Consider the following 1,505-nt stretch of genomic DNA (forward strand, 5'->3'; position numbering starts at 1 on the left):
GTGGGAAGTCGGCTGGATGACTCTGCTGGCGAAGTATTTGATCTAGGTCAGGTTGCTGTTGGGATGCCGTGTTGGGTGCAGAGTGTGTGGATGCGGGTGGGACGGCGGCTTGGTCTGGTGGTGGTGTCGTAGTGGGCGCCGAGTCGGCGGATGTTGATCGCGATGCCGATGAGGACGTTCTGGAGGTGGGTTTTGGCGAGGCCCCGGTAGCGGGATCGTCGCAGGCCAGGGCCTCGGACCGCTTGTGAGACGGTGCCTTCGATCCCGGCGCGGGCCCGGTAGGCCTCGCGCCATTCGGGGCTGTCCTGTTCGGTCTGCATCCGCATCCGGGCCGTGTGGATCGGTTCGGGGTGGATCTCCAGGCTGCGGCCGAGGTGCGGGGCCGCGGTGGTGCACCGGGCGCGGATGGGGCAGGGCCTGCAGTCCGTGCGGGAGAAGGCGACGCGGATCAGGCCGTTCTTCTTCGGCCGCATGGAGATGCTGGTGGCCCCGGCGGGGCAGTGGGTGACGCCGCTGTGCCGGTCGACGTGGAAGTCCTTGGGGGTGAAGGTGCCGTCGCGGGCGCCTCGGCCGGTGTTCACGGTGACGGGGGCGATGAGGGTGATGCCGCGTTCCAGGGACGCGCCGATGTTCGCCCCGCTGGGGTAGCCGGAGTCTGTCAGGTGCTCGCCGGGTTTCAGGTCCCGGTCGATGAGTCTGTCCTGGACGGGGGTGACGGCTGTGACGTCGGGTTCGGTGGCGGGGGTGGTGTGGACGTCGGTGACCAGGTTGGGCAGGTCCTCGTCGCAGGACTCGGTCAGGTGGCCCTTGGAACCGGTCCACTCCACGCTGCCGGCGCCGGTGCCTTTGGTGCTGTAACGGGCGTCGGGGTCGTGGGGCGAGCGTACGCGCTCGGCCGAAGGCGGCAGTTCCGGGGTGTCCCGGTAGCGCGGCCGGCCGGTGGCGGTGGCCTCGAAGTGCCGGGCCCACAGCTCGCGCAGGACCCTGACCTGCGGGAGGTCGTTCATCCACACGGCGTCGGGGTCCGTGTCGATGGCGTCGGTCAGGCTCTGGCCGTCGGCGCCGATCTGCTCGGCGAGCCTGGTCGCCGAGGCGTTCTTGCGGCGCAGGAGCCTGCCGGTCTCGACCTTGCGGCCGTAGCGCTCGTCCCAGCCCGGCCCCAGCAGCGGCACGATGAAGCCTGGGCTGGTGCGGGCGATCTCCTCCAGGGCCGCGCGCAGGGCCTCGCCCAGGCACTCGATCCGGTTCAGTGCGCGCACACAGGCCAGCACGTGGGTGGAGTCCGTGCGCTGACGCCCGCCCGGGCGCACCAGGCCGGCGGCCTTCAGACGTTCCAGCATTACCGTCAGCAGGGCATCCGCCCGGTTCCCGGCTGCCAGACGGGCCCGGAACTCGCACAGCACGCTCGCGTCGAAACCGGTGTACTCCAGCTCCAGTCCCAGCGCGTACTTCCAGGAGATCCGGTCGGCCACCGCCACCGCGGCGTCCCGGTCGGAGAGGTTGTG

The 1,505-nt window shown here is 70.5% G+C and carries 1 protein-coding gene; it reads right to left on the reverse strand.

Features of this window, described 5'->3' with window-relative positions; genetic code table 11:
* Positions 1-47 precede the first annotated feature (47 nt).
* Positions 48-1,505, reverse strand: a 1,458-nt coding sequence (locus ACFVXH_RS41290) for a transposase (protein ID WP_387831233.1), incomplete at its 5' end; no start/stop codon positions are given.

Origin of the sequence: Kitasatospora sp. NPDC058184, from assembly GCF_042883725.1 — a bacterium.
Taxonomy (GTDB): Bacteria; Actinomycetota; Actinomycetes; order Streptomycetales; family Streptomycetaceae; genus Kitasatospora.